General features: G+C 61.7%; 12 protein-coding genes. 1 reads left to right on the top strand and 11 read right to left on the bottom strand.

All coding sequences use genetic code 11. The features are described 5' to 3' along the window. Positions 1-28: 28 nt before the first annotated feature. The 10 genes from A462_RS09840 to A462_RS09885 form a co-directional block, all read right to left on the bottom strand. Entirely contained in the window at positions 29-964 is a 936-nt protein-coding gene (locus A462_RS09840; RefSeq protein ID WP_003214701.1) for a sugar ABC transporter substrate-binding protein, read from the bottom strand. Between the two features lie 365 nt (positions 965-1329). Beyond that, on the bottom strand, positions 1330-2370 hold the full coding sequence (locus tag A462_RS09845; protein WP_008437159.1) for a Gfo/Idh/MocA family protein: 1041 nt from the start codon (positions 2368-2370) through the stop codon (positions 1330-1332). Positions 2371-2501: 131 nt separating this feature from the next. Continuing rightward, positions 2502-3362, bottom strand: coding sequence for a sugar phosphate isomerase/epimerase family protein (locus A462_RS09850; RefSeq protein ID WP_008437158.1), 861 nt, complete (start codon positions 3360-3362; stop codon positions 2502-2504). A gap of 160 nt (positions 3363-3522) precedes the next feature. Further along, the gene (locus A462_RS09855; protein WP_008437157.1) at positions 3523-4533 is read right to left on the bottom strand and encodes a Gfo/Idh/MocA family protein; all 1011 of its coding nucleotides are present in this window, start codon (positions 4531-4533) and stop codon (positions 3523-3525) included. A gap of 19 nt (positions 4534-4552) precedes the next feature. Beyond that, positions 4553-6484, bottom strand: a complete 1932-nt coding sequence (gene iolD / locus A462_RS09860) for a 3D-(3,5/4)-trihydroxycyclohexane-1,2-dione acylhydrolase (decyclizing) (protein WP_008437156.1) — start codon at positions 6482-6484, stop codon at positions 4553-4555. Between the two features lie 10 nt (positions 6485-6494). Next, on the bottom strand, positions 6495-7310 hold the full coding sequence (locus tag A462_RS09865) for a TIM barrel protein (protein ID WP_008437155.1): 816 nt from the start codon (positions 7308-7310) through the stop codon (positions 6495-6497). A 28-nt stretch (positions 7311-7338) separates the two neighbouring features. Next, positions 7339-8841 (bottom strand): CoA-acylating methylmalonate-semialdehyde dehydrogenase, encoded by a 1503-nt coding sequence (locus A462_RS09870; protein ID WP_003214689.1) that lies wholly within the window; start codon positions 8839-8841, stop codon positions 7339-7341. A 22-nt stretch (positions 8842-8863) separates the two neighbouring features. Next, on the bottom strand, positions 8864-9658 hold the full coding sequence (gene iolB / locus A462_RS09875) for a 5-deoxy-glucuronate isomerase (RefSeq protein ID WP_003214687.1): 795 nt from the start codon (positions 9656-9658) through the stop codon (positions 8864-8866). After that, on the bottom strand, positions 9655-10548 hold the full coding sequence (gene iolE / locus A462_RS09880; protein WP_008437154.1) for a myo-inosose-2 dehydratase: 894 nt from the start codon (positions 10546-10548) through the stop codon (positions 9655-9657). Before iolE ends, iolB begins: the two co-directional genes overlap by 4 nt. A gap of 147 nt (positions 10549-10695) precedes the next feature. Beyond that, complete coding sequence (locus A462_RS09885; protein ID WP_008437153.1) at positions 10696-12633, bottom strand: bifunctional 5-dehydro-2-deoxygluconokinase/5-dehydro-2-deoxyphosphogluconate aldolase; 1938 nt, start codon at positions 12631-12633, stop codon at positions 10696-10698. 303 nt (positions 12634-12936) lie between these two features. On the opposite strand from A462_RS09885, the gene A462_RS09890 reads away from it, so the two are divergent. After that, positions 12937-13833: a MurR/RpiR family transcriptional regulator gene (locus A462_RS09890; RefSeq protein ID WP_003214679.1), complete on the top strand. Its 897-nt coding sequence runs from the start codon at positions 12937-12939 to the stop codon at positions 13831-13833. Between the two features lie 142 nt (positions 13834-13975). On the opposite strand, the gene A462_RS09895 is transcribed toward A462_RS09890, so the two are convergent. Continuing rightward, positions 13976-15679, bottom strand: coding sequence for an AMP-binding protein (locus tag A462_RS09895; RefSeq protein ID WP_008437152.1), 1704 nt, complete (start codon positions 15677-15679; stop codon positions 13976-13978). Position 15680 lies beyond the last annotated feature (1 nt).

The following is a 15680-nucleotide window of genomic DNA, read 5'->3' as shown; positions in this document are numbered from 1 at the left end:
CCTGCCGGTTTATTGTTGTTATTAAGGGCTACTTGAAGTCTTTGACGTTGTCCGGGGTGATCAGCTTGAACGGGATCACCACGTTCTGCTCGACCGGCTCGTGCCTGGCCATCTTGCGCGCCGCTTCCACCGAACCCACGGCCTGGCCATTGGCGTCCTGGAACGCCGACGCGGCCATGTCGCCCTTGGTAATCGCGTTCAAACCGTCCGGTGTGCCATCCACCCCGGCGATCAACACGGTGCCCGGCTTGGTGCCCGCCGACTTCAACGCCATGGACGCACCGATGGCCATCTCGTCGTTGTTGGCCAGCACCGCGTTGAATTCACGGCCTTGGGTCAGCCAGTCGTTGACCAGGGTCATGCCCTTGTCACGCAGCCAGATGCCGGTCTGTTCCTGCTCGATGGTGATGCCTGGGTATTTGGCCAGGACTTCCTTCACCCCCTTGGTGCGGTTGGTGGTGGAGTTGTTCGCCAGGTCACCCAGCAGGATCACGATCTTGCCCTTGCCGCCGAGCTTTTCGGCGATGTACTGCATTTGCAGGCGACCCGCCTCGACGTCATTGGAGGTCACGGCCACGATGCCTTTGGGCAGATCCGTCTGGTCGGGACGACGGTTGACGTACACCAGCGGAATGCCCGCTGCGAGGGCCGCTTTACTGATATTGGCGGTAGACGCCGTGTCGACCGGGTTGACGATGATGGCGTCGACTTTCTGGCTGATAAAGTTCTCGACCTGGCTCAGTTGCTTGACCACATCGGCGCGGGCGTCTTCGAACTGCAGCTGCACGCCGTCCCCCTTGGGGTAGGACTTGGCTTGCTTGTCCATGTCCTCGCGCAGGTAAGTCAGGAAGGTGTCATCGAACGCCGACATGCTCACGCCCACCTTGATATCGGCCGCCGTGGCGAAACCACTGGCGAGCATCATGGACAGGGCCAGCGCGGTAAAACGGATCGGGGTCTTCATGAACGGTCTGTCTCCAATTTCTTGTTGGTTTTGTGGACGTTGCGTTTTTCAGAGCGAAGCGGTCGGCAGTCGAACGATCGGCGCCCCCGGAATGCAGCACACCAGGGAACCCTTGCTTTCGACGCACAGGACATTCAGGAGGGAAAAGTAAAACGGCCGGGCGCGGGGCAGACCGCGTGGCTGGAGGGCAGGACGTAAAACTCGCAGTACAGCGTTGAAGATTTTCATCTGACGGTACCTGGTTGTTTTGATCTTGTTTTTGTCGAGTCGCCCGAATCGAGTCCGAACGTACTTTATGCAACCTGGAATGACTTTATTGGAAAATAATTTCCATATCAACCTGTTTTAGAATTTTATTCTATTTTTCATCCATGAGGCTCCATAGCCGCCATTTCCACTACCTGCTGGCGCTCTGAACTTAGGCGCGCGGCATCCAGTACGCGGGTGGTTGCCAGCGCATCCAGGACGTTCACCGGCAACTCGCCGTGGCCTTCCACCGCGCTTTGCAGCTGACTGTAGAACTGATTCCAACGGCCCTTTTCCGACGGCACCCGCTCACGATCCGGCCCCTGCTCGAACCAGCCCCAGCGTCGATGTTCTTCAGCGCCCCAGTGCTCGCCTTCGGTTTTCGGGGTCTTGCCGGCCAGCAACGCCTCTTCCTGGCCGTCCAGCCCTTCGACGCTGTAGCAACCGGCCGTGCCATTCACCCGAAACCGCGGGGCCTGGCTGTTTTGCAGGGCGCTGCCCCACAGGTGTGAAATCACCCCGTTGGCGTGGGTCAGCGATACAAAGAAGCCGTGGTCCAAGCTCCGCTCATCGGCGGTGTAGTGCAACTGCGCGAACACCCGGTCCACCGGGCCGAACAGTTGCATGGCCTGGTCCACCAAGTGGCTGCCCAGGTCCCGAAGGAAGCCACCGCCGCTGGCATTGCCCACCGAGCCCGGGTTGTAGCGCTCCACCCGGGATTCAAAGCGGGTGACGGAGCCCAGGGCTCCGGCGTCGATCAGCTTGCGCAGGGTCAGGAAGTCCGAATCCCAGCGCCGGTTCTGGTAGACGCTGAGCAGCACGCCCTGGCGCTCGGCGGCGGTGATCAAGGCCTGGGCCTGTTCGGCATTGCTGGCAAAGGGTTTGTCGCTGACCACCGCCACACCGTGCTCAATGGCCTCCAGCACCAGGGCCGGACGGCCCTTGAGGGTGGTGGAGATCACCAGCACGTCGACACCGGCCTCGGTGATCTGCCCGATACTGTCGAAGGCCTTCACTCCGGGGTGATCCGTCGCCAGTTGCTGGCGACGTTCGGGTGACCGTGTCACCACGCCGACAAAGGTCGCCCCCGGCAGGCTGGCTATCAGGGGTGCATGAAATACACGGCCGCCTTTGCCGTATCCAACCAGTCCGATTCGCATACAAATACTCCTTGGTTAATTGTGGCGAGGGAGCTTGCTCCCGCTCGACTGCGTAGCAGTCGCAAGCTTTTGGGGGCGCTTCGCACCCCAGCGGGAGCAAGCTCCCTCGCCACAGGGCAAGCCACAACGGTCTAACAGCACAACTCGCGGGTCACCCGCTCCAGCATCATCCGGTTGGACTCATCCGGCCGGTCTTCCCAGGCAAACACCGACACCGTGGCAATGCCGTCGAACTTGATTTCCCGCAGAGTGCCGAAAAACGCCTCCCAGTTCACCTCGCCCTGGCCGATGTCCAGGTGCTGGTGCACGGTGGCGGTGACGCCCGGCGGGTTGACGATGTAGCGCAGGTTGGACGACGCCCGGTGGTTGTAAGTGTCGGCAATGATCAAGTGGCTGAGCTTGGAGCCTGCGTACTTGAGCATCGAGGCGATATCGCCCTTGCCGTCGTCATAGAAGAAGGTGTGCGGCGCGGCGTAGAGGTAGTTGATCCAGTCGCGGTCGAGGCCGCGAATGATGTCCACCGACTCGTTGTTGCGCTCGCAGAAGTCGTACGGATGCGCCTGGATATCCAGCTTGATGCCTTCGCGCTCGAACTCCGGCATCAGCTCGTCCATGGAGCGCATGAACTGGTTTTCGCACACCAACGGATTGTCGGACTGGCCGGTGAATTCGGTGTTGACCAGCTCGCAGTCCATTTCCACGGCGATCTGGATCGCGCGCTTCCAGTTGCGCACGGCGGCAACCCGCAGGCCTTCGTCGGCGGCGGCCCAGTGGTACATGGGCAGCAGGGATGAGAGTTGCACGTCGGCGTCGCTCAGGGCCTTGCGAAACTCCTTGATGCGCGCGCGGTCGACCCGGGGGGCCTTGTAGAACGGCAGGAAGTCTTCCCGGGGCGAGAGTTCGATGTGCTGGTAGCCGAGCTCGGCGGCCTTGTCGACCATTTGGCCGAGGGGCAGGTGGCGGTACATGTAGGGGTCTAATGCGATGCGCATGCTTGAGATCTCCCGAATTTGAGGTAGGAACTCGGTCAAATGTGGGAGCGGGCTTGCTCGCGAATGCGGTGGGTCAGTCGATGCAAATGTTGACTGAAAGGCCGCATTCGCGAGCAAGCCCGCTCCCACACTGACTGCGTTACATCAGTGAGGGTTGTGGTTAGCCGTAGAAATGCGGACGGGGTGGCAGGCCCACTTTCACAATCTGCCCACTGTTCTGCGCCTCAATACACGCATCCGCCGCCACCGCCGCTGCAAAACCATCCCACGCCGACGGCCCCCCCACTTGCCCTGCCCTCACACCGTCGATAAACGCCTGCAGCTCAACGTCATACGCCGCGATGAACCGGTCTTTCCAATCCATAAGGATCGCGTTCGACAGCTTGGCCCCGCTGCGCATCTGCACCTGGGACGGCTCCGGCAATTTCGCAATGCCAGTCTCCCCCACCACTTCGCACTGGATGTCGTAGCCGTACTGGCAGTTCACAAACACTTCCACATCGATGCGCGTGCCCTTGGCGGTTTCCAGCAGCACGATCTGCGGGTCACGCAAGTGCGCCAGCGCCTTGCTCGATTTACGCGGGAACACCACCTGCACCGACACGTAGTCATCGGCCAGCAACCAGCGCAACACATCCAGCTCGTGGATCAGGGTGTCGGTGATCGCCATGTCGGTCTTGTAGTTCTCACCCACCCTCGGGTTGCGGTGGGCACAGTGCAGCATCAGCGGCTCGCCGATCTGGCCGCTGTCGATCACGGCTTTCAAGGCGCGATAGCCTTGGTCATACGGACGCATGAAACCCACCTGCACCAGGCGCTTGCCGTGGGCCACTTCGGCCTCGACGATCTTGCGGCAGCCTTCGGCAGTCACCGCCAGCGGCTTCTCGCAGAACACGGGTTTGCCGGCCGCAATCGCCGCCAACACAAATTCTTCGTGGCTCGGGCCCCATGAGGTCACCAGGATCGCCTCGACCTGCGGCGAATTGATCAGCGCGTGGCCGTCCGGGTACACCTCGGCGGTGAGTTTCAGGTCAGCGACGACCTTGGCCGCCTGCTCAAGGTTGATGTCGGTCACGGCCACCACCTGGCTGTTGAGCAAGGTCTGGCTGCAGCGACGAATGTGATCCTGGCCGATGGCGCCAGTACCGATAACACCCAACTTCAAAGACATGAAAACACTCCTCTTGTTATTAGTACTGCCGGGCCTTGGCCAGGCGTTCATTGAGTTGTTTGGCCACCGCATCGGTGCGCGCGCTGGTGGACACCTGCGCCACACCGACGCGCCACCACGACAGGTATTTGTGGATCATGGTTTTCGGCAGGACCTTGACATCAATCAGCGTCGACACGGTTTGCGTGCGCGCATCGGCCAGCGCCGCCTGCAACTGCTCCACGGTGTTGACCTTGTAGGTCTTGCAACCATAGGCCGCCGCACTCATGGCGAAGTCCACCGGCACAAAACCGCCGTCGAGCTTGCCGGTCTCGGGGTTGCGGAAGCGGAACTCGGTGCCGAAGCTGTCCATGCCGTGTTCCATCTGCAAATTGTTGATGCAGCCGAAGGTCATGTTGTCCAGCAGCACCACGTTGATCTTGCGCCGCTCCTGGATCGAGGTGGCCAGCTCCGAGTGCAGCATCATGTACGAGCCGTCGCCCACCAGTGCGTACACCTCGCGCTCGGGCTCGGCCAGCTTCACGCCCAACGCGGCGTTGACCTCATAGCCCATGCACGAATAACCGTATTCGACGTGGTAGGTGTTGACGCCCTTGCTGCGCCAGCTGCGCTGCAAGTCACCGGGCAGGCTGCCGGCGGCGGCGACGATGATTGCGTCGTCGGCCAGGGCTTCGTTGAGCACACCGAGTACGCGGCTCTGGGTCAGGCAGGAGCCGGTCAGCTCGATAAACTCACGCAGCACCGCCGGGTCCATGTGGTCGTTGATTTCAGGGACGAAGTTTTCAGTCTGGTATTCCGCCTGGTAGATCCGGTCGACTTCGACGTCCAATTGCGCCTTGGCATCCCGTGGCTGATCCCCCCAGCTGGAACGGTAGTCGCCCAAGGCTTCAGCCAGTGCTTCCAGGCCAACCTTGGCATCCGCCAGCAACTGCACGCCATCGAGTTTCAGTGCATCGCACGGGCTGATATTCAGGTTGAGAAACTGCACCTCAGGATGCTTGAACAGTGACTTCGACGACGTGGTGAAATCGGTATAGCGCGTGCCGATACCAATGATCAGATCCGCCTCGGGTGCCAGCAGGTTCGCCGCCAGGCAGCCGGTTTCACCAAGACCGCCGAGGTTCATTGGATGGCTTGAAACCACCGCACTCTTGCCCGCCTGGGTTTCCGCGAAAGGAATGTCGAAGCGTTCGGCAAAGGCTTGCAGCGCGGCATTCGCCCCGGAGTATTTGACCCCGCCGCCACACACGATCAGCGGTTTGCGCTTGCCCTTGAACGCCGCCACGGCATCCCCCAGCATCGCTTCGGTCGCCGGGCGACGGTCGATACGGTGCACGCGTTTTTGCAGGAAGTAATCCGGGTAATCCCAGGCTTCGCCCTGTACATCCTGCGGCAGGGCCAGGGTCACGGCGCCGGTTTCCGCCGGGTCGGTGAGCACGCGCATAGCGTGAATCGCCGCCGTCATCAGCTGTTCCGGGCGGTTGATGCGGTCCCAGTATTTGCTGACCGCACGAAACGCGTCGTTGGTGCTGATGCTCAAGTCGTGGAACTGTTCGATTTGTTGCAGTACCGGATCGGGCTGGCGACTGGCGTAGACATCACCGGGCAACAGCAGCAACGGAATCCGGTTGGCGGTCGCGGTCGCCGCGGCGGTCAACATATTCGCCGCACCCGGCCCCACCGAGGAGGAGCACGCGTAGATCTTGCGGCGCAAATGCTGCTTGGCAAAACCAATCGCCGCGTGGGCCATGCCCTGTTCGTTGCGGCCCTGATGCACCACCAGGTCGCCGCTGTCCTGCTCCAGGGCCTGGCCCAGGCCCAGCACATTGCCGTGGCCAAAAATCGTGAAGATGCCGGCGACAAACTTGCTCTGCACACCATCGACTTCGATGTACTGGTTATCCAGAAACTTCACCAGGGCCTGGGCCATGGTCAATCGGGTTGTGGTCATGGGGTGCTCCTTATCGTTTCTGCAGGTGGGCGATGCTCGCCCCCAATGCCTGCTTGATATCGGCCAGGCCGTGCACGCTTTCGGCGAACGGTTCGAACGACAGGTGGCCGCTGTAGCCGGTGCTGAGCAGCGTGTCGATCTGCGCGGCATTGCCGAGGATGTCAGCCTCGCCCACCAGCACGCGGTGGCCGTCGCGGATCGAGTTCAGCGGTGCGTCGGCATCTTCCACGCCGGAGATATGCACCAGCCCGGTCAGCTCGGGGAAGAACTCATGTTCACTGGCCAAATGGTGGTGGAAGGTGTCATGCACCACGCGGAACACATCCAGGCCGCCGACAGACTTGATCGCATCCACGGCCACGCGTTTGCGGCGCAGGGAGCATTCTTCAAACCCCAGGGGTTCGACAAAACCGAGAATCCCGTATTCCCGCAGGATCGGCGCCAGTTCACTCAAGGCGGTGCGCAAACCGGCCGCGCGCTGGGCTTCGTTGCGCGAGTCGGCGCGGTCGTTCAACGGGCACATCACCAACGCCTGCGCGCCGCATTCGCGGGCATAGGCCGCCAGCTTGATGGCCTGGGCGCGGCGTTCGTCATTCCACACATCGAAGGGGTACAGCGCGTTGATCGACAGCACCGTGATGCCATGCACCGCGCACAATTCGCGCACGCGGCTGGCAGGGGTGCCGTCTTCAATCTCGATGCCCTTGAGGTCGTTGCGGATCTCGATGGCGTCGCATTTCAGGGTCACCGCCAGCTGGATAAAATCCGCCAGGGAAAGGCTGGGGGCGACCATGCGGTTCAGGGCAAAACGTAGAGGCGACTTCATTATTGTTGTGCTCCACACTCGAAAACATTTACTTGGCGGTTGGCATGCTGAATTCAGGGCCCTTGGCGATGCTGTCGGGCCAGCGTTGCATCACGCTTTTGTAGCGGCTGTAGAAACGAATGCCTTCTTCACCATAGGCGTGGTGGTCGCCGAACAGCGAGCGCTTCCAGCCACCGAACGAATGCCAGGCCATCGGCACCGGAATCGGCACGTTGATGCCGACCATCCCGACCTTGATGGTGCGGGCAAAGGCACGGGCAATGCCGCCGTCGCTGGTAAAGCACGACACGCCGTTGCCGAACTCATGGGCGTTGATCAAGGCCACGGCACTGGCAAAATCCGCCACCCGCACGATGCCCAGCACCGGCCCGAAAATCTCTTGCTGGTAGATGCTCATTTCGGTGGTGACGTTATCGAACAAGGTCGCACCGACGAAGAAACCACCCTCCGCGCCCGGCACCTTGAAGCCACGACCGTCGACGATCAGCTTCGCGCCCTGGGCCACGCCCTGGTCGATAAACCCTTCGACCTTGGCCTTGTGTTCGGCGGTAACCAGCGGGCCCATCTCGCTGTCTTTTTGCATACCGTTGCCGACCTTCAACTGGTCGATACGCGGCAGCAGTTTTTCGATCAGCCTGTCGCCGACATCGCCCACCACCACCGCAATCGAGATCGCCATGCAGCGCTCGCCGGCCGAGCCGTAAGCCGCGCCGATCAAGGCGTCAGCCGCCTGATCCAGGTCGGCGTCGGGCATCACGATCATATGGTTCTTCGCCCCGCCCAACGCCTGCACACGCTTGCCGCGCTGAGTGGCCTGCTGGTGGATGTACTCGGCAATCGGCGTGGAGCCAACAAACGAAATCGCCTCGATATCCGGGTGCTGCAACAGGCCGTCTACCGCGCTCTTGTCACCCTGCACCACGTTGAACACACCGTCGGGCAGACCGGCTTCGGTCAGCAGGCGGGCCATCAGCAAACTGGCGGACGGGTCGCGCTCCGACGGCTTGAGGATGAAGCAGTTACCGGTGGCCAGCGCCAGCGGGATCATCCACAGCGGCACCATCACCGGGAAGTTGAACGGGGTGATGCCGGCGCACACGCCCAGTGGCTGACGCAGGTTCCAGTTGTCGATGCCGCCGCCGATGTTGTCGCTGAAATCGGTTTTCAACAGGTTTGGCGCGCCGCAGGCGAACTCGACGATCTCGATACCACGGGTGACTTCGCCCTTGGCGTCGGAGAACACTTTGCCGTGTTCGCGGCTGATGATTTCAGCCAGCTCATCGTGGTGCCGGTCGAGCAATTCCTTGAATTTGAACAGCACCCGCGAACGGCGCAGGGATGATTGCTCGGACCACGCCGGGAAGGCTTTCAGCGCCGACGCCACGGCCTCATCGACGGTCTTCTGGCTGGCCAGCCCGACGCGGGCCTGGACTTCGCCGGTGGCCGGGTTGAACACATTGCTGAAACGCTCACTGGCGCTGTCGTGCACCTGGCCGTTGATGTAATGGCCGATTACCGGGGCGTTGCTCATTATTGTTCTCCGTCGAAAGTGCTTAAAGATCCAGCAGCCAGCTGTGCTGCGGGTCGTTATGGAAATGCCAGGCGCGCTTGGGGCCGGCCATCACGTTCAGGTAGTAGGACTCGTAGCCATACGGCACGCTGACGGGGTGATACCCCTTGGGCACCACCACCAGGTCGCTGTTTTCCACGGCCATGGCCTGGTCGATGCTGCGGTCGTCGGTGTAGACGCGCTGGAACACGAAGCCCTGGGGCGGGTTGATCTGGTGGTAGTAGGTTTCTTCGAGAAAGCTCTGGTGCGGCAGATCGTCGGTGTCGTGCTTGTGGGGCGGGTAGCTCGACGAGTGACCGGACGGCGTGCGCACTTCCACCACCAGCAGCGAATGGGCAGGCTCGCTGTCGGGCAGGATGTCGCACACGTAGCGGGTGTTGGCGCCCTTGCCACGTACGCTGCGCTTGCATTGCTCGGGGCGAATCAGACGGGGTGCCAGACCTGCGTCGGTTGAGCCGGGAGCGGCGCAGACGGCAATTTGCACGTCGCTCAGCGCGGTGACCTGGGCGTCGGTGCCTGGCGGCAAATAAGCGGCGAAGGGCGACTTGTCTTCGAACACCGAGTGGCGATCACCGAGGTTTTCCCAGTTGAAGCCTTCGCCCTGGATAGTCACCCGGCCGCTGAGCAGCACCAGGCACAGTTCCTTGTCGCCGGCGGTGACTGGCAAGGTTTCACCCAGGCTCAGGCGGTAGGCGGCGAAGCCCACGTATTCCAGGCGCCCTTCTTCCAGCGCCACCATGGTTTGCCCGCGCTTGCTGCTTTTGACCAACAGGCTCATTGTCCAGTCCTCTCGCTCAACAGTGCGCGCAGGGTGTCGTAACCCTTCTTCGCATAGATGTAGCTCGGCGCCACGGCAGGATCCTGCTCGGCCTCCACTACCAGCCAACCCTGGTAATTGGCGGCCAGCAGCACGTCCAGCAGCGCGGCGAAGTCGATATCGCCGTCGCCGGGCACGGTGAAGGTGCCGTTGACGATGCAGTCCGGGAAGCTCCACATCTGGTTGCGCGCCAGTTGCACCACCGGCTTGCGCACATCCTTGAAGTGCACGTGGCAGATGCGGTCGATGTGTTTGCGCAGCACCTCGATAGGCTCGCCGCCACCCATGTAGCAGTGGCCCGAATCAAACAGCAGGCCGACTTCCGGGCCGGTGCGGCGCATCAGTTGGTCGATGTCTTCCGGGGATTCGACGTAGGCGCCCATATGGTGGTGGTACGCCAGGCGCACGCCCTGGGACAGGGTGAAACGCGCCAGTTCGGTGAGTTTGTCGGCGTATTCCTGCCAGGCCTGTTCGCTGTGGAAGCGCGGGCGTTCGATCAGGCGCACCGGCGAACCCTGGATCGAGTCGGCGACTTCTCCATACACCAACACGCTGGCGCCGTTTTCACGCAGCAGTTCGACGTGGCTGGCGATGGCTTCGATTTCTTCCGCCACCGAGCGCCGGGCCAGGCGACTGGAGTACCAGCCGGAGACCAGTGCCAGGTCGTAGGGGCGCAATACATCGCCGACACCTTTGGCGTCCTTGGGGAATTTGCCGTTGAGTTCAAAGCCTTCGTAGCCGATGTCCTTGCCTTCGCTGAGGGCCGTGCTCAACGGCGTTTCACCGCCCAGGGCCGGCAGGTCGTCGTTGCTCCAGGAGATCGGGTTGATGCCAATTCGGATAGCGGGCATGGCTGCACCTATTATTGTTTTTTCAGAGTTGCCTGAGATCTGCTTTATGTGGGAGCGGGCTTGCCTGGGATGCGCGCGACTCGGTCTAACAGGTGTACCGAGGTGATGCCATCGCAGGCAAGCCAGCTCCCACATTTGATTGCGTGTTTAACTTCGAGATCTGCGCCAAGCATTAATCAACTGCTCAAAGATGCACTGCACCTGCTCAATCAAGGCTTGATCGTCAATCTCCCCCGCCAGCCAGGCTCGGCTCGGTTCCTGGAAGATCGTGCGACCCACGGCGAACCCGCGGCAGGTCTGGCTTTGGCTGGCTTGCTGGAAGCCATCGGCCAGGCACTCGGCGGAAGCGTTCAGGCCCAGCAGCACCACGCCCCGGCAGTAGGGATCGCGCTCCTGGATAAGCTCGTCGAGCTTTTTCCAGTCCGCCGCCGACTGCGCCTCGATCTTCCACCACGCCGGGTAGATGCCCAGGTTGTACAGGCGCTTGAGGCTGCGATAGAGCACGTCGGGATAGGTGGACGGGTGATCCTTGGGGGGCACGACTTCCAGCAGCAGCTCATGGCCGCTGACCAGGGACGCCTGATACAGGGCCTTGAGTTGCGCTTCCTGTTCCAGGCGCAGCAATGGCTCGTCATCGGGGTGAAATTGCACCAGGCACTTGATGATCTGCTCCCGGGGCCAGGCAATCAGGTTGCTGCCCACCGAGCGCCCGTGTTCAAAGGCCAGCGGCCGTGAGTTCTGGACTTCCACCGGGCGGGCGATCCACCAGCCGCGACCGCTGGCGGCGTTCAGCGCGTCCTGGCCGAAGCGTTGGTCGGCCAGAATCCCGACGTCAGCCTCGACGCCCTGCTCCGCCAGTTTGCTTTCAACCCGTTCCACGGCCTGGATAAACAGTTGCTTGAGGGCGCTGATGCGCGCCGGGTCCTGGCCGCCTTTTTGGGCCAGTTCCACCAACTGCCAGCGGTGGTCGAAGGCAAATACAAACAGCTGCTTCCAGACCTTGCGCGGCACGCTGACCTGGTGCAGGCGTTGCAGCACCGCGTCCTGGTCCGGGCGGGTAATCGGCACCGGGCTGTTGAACAGGTAATCGAGTTCGGCGCGGGTCGGCATGGCCGGCGCGCAGGCATGGCGCGACACCACCAGGCCGCCGCAGGCATTCGCCAACTGGCTGCAGCGCTCGTCGCTGGCGTCTTCAAGCCAGCCGCTGAGGAAGCCTGACATGAAGGCATCGCCGGCGCCCAGCACGTTGAGTACTTCCACCCGTACCCCGGGGTAGATCGCGCCGTCTTCAAGGCGGGCCGGGATATCGCCGTGGATCACCGTGCAGCCCTGGGGGCCAAGCTTGACCACCAGGGTGGCCGAGGTCAGGCCACGCACCGTGCGCAATGCCGTGAGCAAATCTTCACTGCCACCGGCAATCAGGAATTCTTCTTCGGTGCCGACGATCAGGTCAAAACGCGGGAGGATTTTCTGCACGTGCTGGCTGACATTCTGGTCGGCCACAAACCGGGTTTCGCCATCGGCCTTGCCGGCCAGGCCCCAGAGCACCGGGCGGTAGTCGATGTCGAGCACGCGTTTGACGTTGTGCTTCTCGGCGTAGTCCAGGGCCTGGATGCTGGCCTTGTACACGCCGTCGGTGGAGAAGTGGGTACCGGTGATCAGCAACGCCTTGCTGGAAGCAATGAACGCTTCACTGATGTCTTCGGCGCGCAGGGCCATGTCGGCGCAGTTCTCGCGGTAGAACACCAGCGGGAAGGTTTCGCGGTCCTTGAGGCCCAGCAGCACCAGGGCGGTGAGGCGTTCCGGGTCGACCTTGATGCCGCTGACGTCACAGCCTTCGCGGGCCAGGGACTCCAGCAGGAAACGCCCCATGTGGTCGTCCCCTACCCGGCTCAACATCGCCGACTTGAGCCCCAGCCGCGCAGTGCCGAACGCGATGTTGGCGGAGGAACCGCCGAGGTACTTGGCGAAGCTCGAGACATCCTCCAGCCGTGCACCCACTTGTTGTGCGTAAAGGTCGACGCCCAGGCGTCCCAGGCAAATCAGATCCAATTGACGCCCACTGGCAAAACGAGTCTGGCCCATGCTGGCTCCTGTTATTTTTATCAGCCTGCGTGTGCCGTCGCGGTGGCGGCATACGCTCTTGGTGCAAGCAGACTAGAACGTCTGGTGACGCCAATCAATATTTATTCTATAAATATTTTTTGTGGAATATATTTTCCAATACGCCATCATCGGTATGTTCCAGCCGCAGTGCATCGTTTCAGCTGCACCGTGGGGCGGGATGCCGAGGTATTTTTTTGCGCCTACGCTGTAGACTTGCGCACATCGACTTATTGTCAGGGGCGCCTCGACGCGCCCTATAAGAACAAGCCAGAAGGATTCCCTATGTCCCAGAGCGCCCCGGAAGACGCACTCGCCAGCCCGCCGCTGAACGCCGAGCGGTTGTTGCAGCTGATCACCGATGAATACGAGAGCCTGCCGCGCCAGCTCAAGCGCATCGCCAGCTACATGAGCCAGCAGAGCGACCGGATCATGGTCGACCGCATCAGCGATATCGCCCGTGAATGCGAAGTGCACCCGTCGGCCATCGTGCGGTTTTCCCAGCGTTTCGGGTTCAGTGGTTTCAGTGAAATGCAGGCGCTGTTCCGCGAGGCCTACACCCACAAGACCACGCCGGTGCAGAACTACCAGCAACGCATCCGCAGCATGATCGCCAACAAGTCGCAGAAAGCCAGCGGCGGCGACCTGGCGCGTGAGTGCGTGAATGCCACCCTCTCCGGGATCGAGCGCCTGGGGCTGGAACTGGATGACGCAGCCTTCGACAAGGCCGTGGACCTGGTGGTGAATGCCGACAATATCTACGTGGTGGGCGTGCGCCGCTCGTTCGCCGTGGCGGACTACCTGGTGTACAACCTGCAGCACACCAACAAGCGCATCCATCTGGTCTCGGGGTTGGGCGGCAGCTATCGCGAGCAGATGCGCAGTGTGCGGGCCAACGACCTGGTGATTGCCATCAGCTTTACGCCCTACGGCAAGGAAACCCAGCACTGCCTGCGGATTGCCCAGCACCATCAGGCCAAGACCCTGATCATTACCGACAGCAACCTGTCGCCCCTGGCCAAGCGGGCAAGCACGGTGTTGCTGGTGAATGAAGGCTCGTCGTTTGCGTTCAGGTCACTGAGTGCGACGCTGTGCCTGTGCCAGGCGTTGTTCATTGCCGTGGCGTATCGGCTGGAATTGAAGGTCGATGAGATTCATGAGCAGGTGGGATTCGACGACTGACTGCGACCGTTCAGCCACCAAAGATCAAATGTGGGAGCGGGCTTGCTCGCGAATGCGGTCTGTTAGTCAACATCTCCATCGACTGTTCCACCGCATTCGCGAGCAAGCCCGCTCCCACATTTTTGACCGCGTTCACTCAGGCTTAGCGCAGTGCCCGGCGCAGCACCTTGCCCACCGTCGTCTTGGGCAACTCCTGCGTACGAAACTCGACAAACCGCGGCACCTTGTACCCCGTCAAATACTCCCGGCAATGCGCCAGAATCTGCTCCTGGGTCAAACTTGGGTCCTTGCGTACCACGATGATTTTGACCCTCTCGCCGGTCACCCCATCCTCAACCCCGATCGCCGCCACTTCCGCCACGCCCGGATGCAACGCCACCACGTCTTCGATCTCGTTGGGGTACACGTTGAACCCGGACACCAGGATCATGTCTTTCTTGCGGTCCACCAGGCGGATGAAGCCCTGCTCATTCATCACCCCGATGTCCCCGGTAGACAACCACCCTTCGGCATCCAGCACCTCGGCGGTTTCCGCCGGGCGTTTCCAGTAACCCTGCATCACCTGCGGGCCGCGTACTTGCAGTTCGCCCTGCTCGCCCAGTTCCGCCAGCTCACCGTCCTCACGAATGAACCGCACCCAGGTCGACGGCAACGGTACGCCGATGCTGCCGGTGAATTCCATCTCGCGCATGCGTGAGATGTCGATGGGGCTGATGCTCACCACCGGCGAACATTCAGTGAGGCCGTAGCCTTCGATGATCGGCAAGCCGGTGACTTCCTTCCAGCGCTTGGCCACAGCGGTATGGGTGGCCATGCCGCCGGCGATCACCATGCGCAAATCGGAAAAATCCCGGGCGCAGAATTCCTTGTTTTCCAGCAGGCCGTTGAACAGCGTATTCACCCCGGCAATCCCGTTGAAACGCTCCTTGCGCAGGATCATCTGCACCCGCTTCACATCCCGTGGGTTGGCGATCAGGATGTTGCGCCCGCCCAGGCACATGAACATCAGGCAGTTCACCGTCAGGGAAAAGATGTGGTACAGCGGCAGCAGGGTGACGTTGGTTTCCTGCTGGTTCTGATCGAGCTGATCACCGACCCACGCCTTGGCCTGCAACAGGTTGGCGATGATGTTGCGGTGGCTGAGCATGACGCCCTTGGCATCGCCGGTAGTGCCGCCGGTGTATTGCAGGAAGGCCAGGTCTTCGCGGTTCATCGGCACGGCGAGATGGGTCTGGCCGCGTCCCTGCTTCAGCACCTGGTTGAAGCGCACGGCTCCTGGCAGGTTGAAACGCGGCACCTGCTTCTGCACGCTGCGCAGGATGAAGTTCATCGCCGCGCCCTTGAAGGTGCCGAGCAGGTCACCGATGGCCGCGATCACCACACGTTTGACGGTACTGGCGGCCACCACCTTCTCCAGGGTGTGGGCGAAGTTTTCGAAGATCACCAGGGTCTCTGCGCCACTGTCCTTGAGCAAATGCTGCAGCTCCCGGGCGGTGTACAGCGGGTTGACGTTGACCACCACCGCACCCGCGAGAATCGTGCCCAGCAGGCAGATCGGGTACTGCAAGCAGTTGGGCATCATCAGCGCCACCCGGTCGCCCTTCTTCACACCCTGGGCTTGCAGCCACGCAGCAAAGGCGATGCCCTGCACCTCCCAGTCGGCGTAGGTCATTTCGGTGCCGATGCTGACGTAGGCCACGCGGTCGCGGAATTTGTGCAGGTGCTCCAGGAACACCTCGCGCAACGACGGGTAATCCTCGATGCCGGCGTCGATGTCTGCCGGTACGCCGGGCAGGTAAGCGTTCAACCAGAGGCGTTCGGTCTGTTCCAGGCTTACAGCGTTCATG

The organism is Pseudomonas sp. Ag1 (assembly GCF_000278565.1).
In the GTDB taxonomy this organism is placed as follows: Bacteria; Pseudomonadota; Gammaproteobacteria; order Pseudomonadales; family Pseudomonadaceae; genus Aquipseudomonas.
Note: the sequence above shows the minus strand (reverse complement) of the source record. Positions and strands in the feature narration are given on the sequence as shown.

Bases quoted from the DNA above. Each gene is read 5' to 3' on its own strand.
- A462_RS09865 (WP_008437155.1), bottom strand. From the start codon at position 7,310: ATGAAGTCGCCTCTACGTTTTGCCCTGAACCGCATGGTCGCCCCCAGC.
- A462_RS09855 (WP_008437157.1), bottom strand. From the start codon at position 4,533: ATGTCTTTGAAGTTGGGTGTTATCGGTACTGGCGCCATCGGCCAGGAT.
- A462_RS09895 (WP_008437152.1), bottom strand. From the start codon at position 15,679: ATGAACGCTGTAAGCCTGGAACAGACCGAACGCCTCTGGTTGAACGCT.
- A462_RS09850 (WP_008437158.1), bottom strand. From the start codon at position 3,362: ATGCGCATCGCATTAGACCCCTACATGTACCGCCACCTGCCCCTCGGC.
- A462_RS09885 (WP_008437153.1), bottom strand. From the start codon at position 12,633: ATGGGCCAGACTCGTTTTGCCAGTGGGCGTCAATTGGATCTGATTTGC.
- A462_RS09840 (WP_003214701.1), bottom strand. From the start codon at position 964: ATGAAGACCCCGATCCGTTTTACCGCGCTGGCCCTGTCCATGATGCTC.
- A462_RS09870 (WP_003214689.1), bottom strand. From the start codon at position 8,841: ATGAGCAACGCCCCGGTAATCGGCCATTACATCAACGGCCAGGTGCAC.
- iolD (WP_008437156.1), bottom strand. From the start codon at position 6,484: ATGACCACAACCCGATTGACCATGGCCCAGGCCCTGGTGAAGTTTCTG.
- A462_RS09845 (WP_008437159.1), bottom strand. From the start codon at position 2,370: ATGCGAATCGGACTGGTTGGATACGGCAAAGGCGGCCGTGTATTTCAT.
- iolB (WP_003214687.1), bottom strand. From the start codon at position 9,658: ATGAGCCTGTTGGTCAAAAGCAGCAAGCGCGGGCAAACCATGGTGGCG.
- iolE (WP_008437154.1), bottom strand. From the start codon at position 10,548: ATGCCCGCTATCCGAATTGGCATCAACCCGATCTCCTGGAGCAACGAC.
- A462_RS09890 (WP_003214679.1), top strand. From the start codon at position 12,937: ATGTCCCAGAGCGCCCCGGAAGACGCACTCGCCAGCCCGCCGCTGAAC.